This is a genomic window from Sphingopyxis sp., assembly GCF_016463645.1.
Classification (GTDB): Bacteria; Pseudomonadota; Alphaproteobacteria; order Sphingomonadales; family Sphingomonadaceae; genus Sphingopyxis.
Window position 1 is genome coordinate 1 of sequence record NZ_JAEMQX010000205.1, and the last position, 4,342, is coordinate 4,342.

The window sequence follows — 4,342 nt, forward strand, 5'->3', positions numbered from 1 at the left end:
ACGCCGCTGCTCGACACGGTGGATGTCCCCGCCGACCTCCGCAAGCTGAAGCCCGAAGACCTCCGCCAGTTCGCCGACGAGCTGCGCGCCGAGATGATCTCGGCCGTCGGCACGACGGGCGGCCATCTCGGTTCCGGCCTCGGCGTCGTCGAACTGACGACCGCGCTCCATTATGTGTTCGACACGCCGCGCGACAAGATCGTGTGGGACGTCGGCCACCAATGCTATCCGCACAAGATCATCACCGGGCGCCGCGACCGCATCCGGACGTTGCGGGCCGGCGGCGGGCTGTCGGGCTTCACCAAGCGCAGCGAGAGCGAGTATGACCCGTTCGGCGCCGCGCACAGCTCGACCTCGATAAGCGCCGCATTGGGCTTCGCGATCGCGAACAAGCTGAAGGACGAACCCGGGCGCGCGATCGCGGTGATCGGCGACGGGTCGATGTCGGCGGGCATGGCCTATGAGGCGATGAACAATGCGCAGCAGGCGGGCAACCGCCTGATCGTGATCCTCAACGACAACGACATGTCGATCGCGCCGCCGGTCGGCGGGCTTTCGGCCTATCTCGCGAAGCTCGTGTCGTCGCGACCCTTCCTCGAACTGCGCGAGATCGCGCGGCGCTTCGCGCGCAAGCTGCCCGAGCCGCTCCACAAGGCGGCGAAGAAGACCGACGAATTCGCGCGCGGCATGGCGATGGGCGGGACGCTCTTCGAGGAATTGGGCTTCTATTATGTCGGGCCGATCGACGGCCACAATCTCGAACATCTGATCCCGGTGCTCGAGAATGTGCGCGACAGCGACCATGGTCCGGTGCTGATCCATGCGGTGACGGTGAAGGGCAAGGGCTATGCGCCTGCCGAGGCCGCCGCCGACAAATATCATGGCGTCCAGAAATTCGACGTCATCACGGGCGAGCAGGCGAAGGCGCCTCCCGGGCCGCCGCAGTACCAGAATGTCTTCGGCGAGACGCTCGCGAAGCTCGCCGAGACCGACAAGCGCATCGTCGCGATCACCGCGGCGATGCCGTCGGGAACCGGCGTCGACAAATTCGCGAAGGCGCATCCGGCAAGGGCCTTCGACGTCGGCATCGCCGAGCAGCATGCGGTGACCTTCGCGGCGGGGCTCGCGGCGCAGGGGATGCGGCCGTTCGCGGCGATCTATTCGACCTTCCTCCAGCGCGGCTACGACCAGGTCGTCCACGACGTGGCGATCCAGAACCTGCCGGTGCGCTTCGCGATCGACCGCGCCGGGCTCGTCGGCGCCGACGGCTCGACGCACGCGGGCTCGTTCGACGTCACCTATCTCGCGACGCTGCCGAACATGGTGGTGATGGCGGCGGCCGACGAGGCCGAGCTCGTCCATATGACCTATACCGCCGCCGAATATGACGCGGGGCCCATCGCCTTCCGCTATCCGCGCGGGGGCGGCACCGGCGTGCCGCTGCCCGACGTTCCGCAAAAGCTCGAGATCGGCAAGGGCCGCGTTGTCCGCGCGGGCAAGACCGTCGCGATCCTGTCGCTCGGCACACGGCTCGCCGAGGCGTTGAAGGCGGCGGACACGCTGGAGGCGAGGGGCCTGTCGACGAGCGTGATCGACCTGCGCTTCGCCAAGCCGCTCGACGAGGAACTGATCCGCAAGACGCTCGCGAGCCACGAGGTGTGCGTGACGATCGAGGAAGGCAGCGTCGGCGGCCTCGGCGCGCATGTGCTGACGCTTGCGAGCGACGAGGGGCTGATCGACGCGGGGCTGAAGCTCAGGACGATGCGCCTGCCCGACATGTTCCAGGATCAGGACAAGCCCGAACTGCAATATGATCAGGCCGGCCTCAACGCGCCGCAGATCGTCGATTGCGTCCTGAAGGCGCTGCGCCACAACAGTGCCGGGGTCGAAGAGGCGGGCGCACGGGCCTAGTCTGAATGCCGGCCGGGGCAGGGGGCGCGGCATGGACTTCCTGAAACTGATCCAGCAGCTCGACGAGCTTCTCTATGAGGTCATGTCGTGGCTGGTCTTCTATCCGGTGACGCTGTGGCGCGCGTTGCGTCATCCGCTCAGGATGATGGATTATTCGGACGCCGAACTCGGTGACCCGGCCGAGCGGCAATATACCGATACGCTGTCGCCGCCCCTGTTCCTGCTGCTGACGCTCGTGCTCAGCCACGCGCTCGAACTGTCGCTCGTCGGGCAGAGCGCGGTGGTGCTCGACAAGACGGGGCTTGGCGCGCTGGTCGACGATGATTCGACCTTCATCCTGATGCGCGTCGCCTTCTTCAGCATCTTTCCGCTGGTGATGGCGGCGCGGCTGGTTCGCGCGCGGCATGTGAAGATCGACCGCGCGCCGCTGAAGCCGCCCTTTTACAGCCAATGCTATGCCACCGCGCCCTTTGCGCTGATGGTCGGGCTGTCGTCGATCCTGATGCGGCTGGAGGCGGTCGAATGGAAGCTCGCGGGCCTCGTGCTGCTGGTCTTCGCGTTGCTGTGGTTCGGAACCTTGCAGATATTCTGGTTCGCGCAGCATCTGCGCGTCAGCCGCTGGCGCGCTGCGCTTCAGGCGTCACGCGCGATGGTCGAGGCGCTCGCCGGTTTTATCCTCGTTTCGCTGATATTCGCCTGATCGTCAGGCATCCTCGCGCGCCGGGTCGGCGACGTGCGCCGCCTCGATCGCGGCGCAGGTGAGGCATGTGGAGTTGTCGTGCGGGACGGGCGCGGGCGGGCTGTCGACCGCGACCGGAACGATCGTCGCTTGCGCGATCGCGCAGCGGCGCGGCTCCTCGCCGTCGCTTTCGGCCCAGACGTCGGCGCGTACGATCGCCTGCCGCTTGCCCGCCTTGATCACGCTGCCGCGGGCGCGCAGCCGGCTGCCCCGCGCGGGCGCGAGGAAGTTGATCGTATAGCTGCCCGTGACGACGTCGCCGACGACGCTTGATGCCGCCCATGCGCAGGCGTTGTCGGCCATCAGCCCGACGATCGCGCCATGGGCATAGCCGTGATGCTGCGTCATGTCGGGGCGCAGTGCGAGCAGCAGCTCTGATTCGCCGTCGAAACAGCGGAGCGGTTCGACGCCGAGAAAGGCGGTGAAGCCCGACGCCTCGACCGCGACGCGCTTCATATAGGCGACGGCTTCGTCGTTGCTGGCAAAGCGGTGTCCGCGCATGGGGAGAATCGATCCTGTTAGTCTGGGTTGCAGACATTGTCGCCGCTTGCGCCCCGTGGCGTCAAGTCTTAAATCCAGACTGATGAAGGATTATACGCCATCAAGGTCGCCGTGCGCGGTCGGCCGCGCGTCGCGCCTGCTCGGTGACCGCTGGGTTCTGTTGATCCTGCGCGAGGCGTTTCTGGGGTTCGACCGGTTCGAGGATTTTATCGCACGGCTCGACATTTCGCGCGCCGCGCTGACCTCGCGGCTCGGCTGGATGGTCGAGGCGGGGGTGCTCGAGCGCGTTCCGCCCGAGGGCAAGCGCGCCCTGTACCGGTTGACGCCCGCGGGGCAGGCGCTGCGCCCCACATATGACGCGATCAAGGCGTGGGGCGACGAATGGTTGCCGCGCCGGGCAAAGGAAAAGGGCCCGGGCGATGCCGGGCCGTCGGTCTATTAGAATGTCGGTCAGGGCGGGCCGGTGCGGCTCGGTTTCAGCGAGCCGAAACGGAATGCCTCATGCGCCGGGGATCGCCGCCTGCGCGTCGCGGCCGTCGCCTTCGGGCGCGGCGAGGATGTCGCGGACGACGAGGCCCTTGTCGACGACCTGCGTGTCGGGGCTGCCGACCTGGCTGCGGATGCCCGGGTCGGCGCGTGCGCCGTCGGCGCTGCCGATGATCTGCGTTTCGCTCGCGCTGCGCTGCGACGCGCCGCCGAAGAGCGCGCGCAGCGTCTGCTCGGCGGTCGATTCGCCGCCGGGGCGCGCGGTGCCGGGGGCCGGCGGGGTCAGCGCGAAATCGGGCGGTACGACGAGCGGCGCCTGACGCGACACCATCATCTCGTCGGGACGGTCGCGGCTGAACAGGCTGTTCGACCCGCAGGCCGACAGCGTCGTGGCAAGGATCGAGGCGGCCAAAATGGCGGTGGTCCGGTTCACTCTAAAATACTCCCAATGCGCCCCGTTTACTCGGCGGACGGCGTGGCGCCCGCGGCTGGGGCCTTTTCGCCCAAGAGCAGCGCGCGCGCAACCAGCAAAAGCACGCCGAGCGTGATGCACGCATCGGCGACGTTGAAGATCATGAAGGGGCGGAATTCGCCGATGTGCAGGTCGGCGAAATCGACGACATAGCCGAAGCGCACGCGGTCGACGATATTGCCGAGCGCGCCGCCGAGGATCATCGCGAGCGCGATCACGTCGCCCTTCGCCTG

At 67.6% G+C, this 4,342-nt stretch carries 6 protein-coding genes; 3 read left to right on the forward strand and 3 right to left on the reverse strand.

The features are described 5' to 3' along the window. Both dxs and JHC57_RS21400 read left to right on the forward strand, forming a co-directional pair. Positions 1-1,911 (forward strand): 1-deoxy-D-xylulose-5-phosphate synthase (dxs, locus tag JHC57_RS21395; RefSeq protein ID WP_294032602.1); only part of this gene is annotated, 1,911 nt, incomplete at its 5' end. A 31-nt stretch (positions 1,912-1,942) separates the two neighbouring features. Next, complete coding sequence (locus tag JHC57_RS21400; RefSeq protein ID WP_294032603.1) at positions 1,943-2,611, forward strand: hypothetical protein; 669 nt, start codon at positions 1,943-1,945, stop codon at positions 2,609-2,611. A 3-nt stretch (positions 2,612-2,614) separates the two neighbouring features. On the opposite strand, the gene JHC57_RS21405 is transcribed toward JHC57_RS21400, so the two are convergent. Continuing rightward, positions 2,615-3,151, reverse strand: coding sequence for a PaaI family thioesterase (locus tag JHC57_RS21405; protein WP_294032604.1), 537 nt, complete (start codon positions 3,149-3,151; stop codon positions 2,615-2,617). An 82-nt stretch (positions 3,152-3,233) separates the two neighbouring features. Here JHC57_RS21405 and JHC57_RS21410 point away from each other — a divergent pair, with 82 nt between their 5' ends. Then, a complete protein-coding gene (locus JHC57_RS21410; RefSeq protein WP_294032605.1) occupies positions 3,234-3,593 on the forward strand; it encodes a helix-turn-helix domain-containing protein in 360 nt (119 codons plus the stop codon). Between the two features lie 57 nt (positions 3,594-3,650). Here JHC57_RS21410 and JHC57_RS21415 read toward each other — a convergent pair whose 3' ends face one another. Then, on the reverse strand, positions 3,651-4,070 hold the full coding sequence (locus tag JHC57_RS21415) for a DUF3035 domain-containing protein (protein ID WP_294032606.1): 420 nt from the start codon (positions 4,068-4,070) through the stop codon (positions 3,651-3,653). A gap of 26 nt (positions 4,071-4,096) precedes the next feature. Next, on the reverse strand, positions 4,097-4,342 hold a 246-nt coding region (locus JHC57_RS21420; RefSeq protein ID WP_294032607.1), incomplete at its 5' end, for a signal peptidase II.

Coding starts and splice junctions, on each gene's coding strand:
- JHC57_RS21400 (WP_294032603.1), top strand. CDS start 1,943: ATGGACTTCCTGAAACTGATCCAGCAGCTCGACGAGCTTCTCTATGAG.
- JHC57_RS21405 (WP_294032604.1), bottom strand. CDS start 3,151: ATGCGCGGACACCGCTTTGCCAGCAACGACGAAGCCGTCGCCTATATG.
- JHC57_RS21410 (WP_294032605.1), top strand. CDS start 3,234: ATGAAGGATTATACGCCATCAAGGTCGCCGTGCGCGGTCGGCCGCGCG.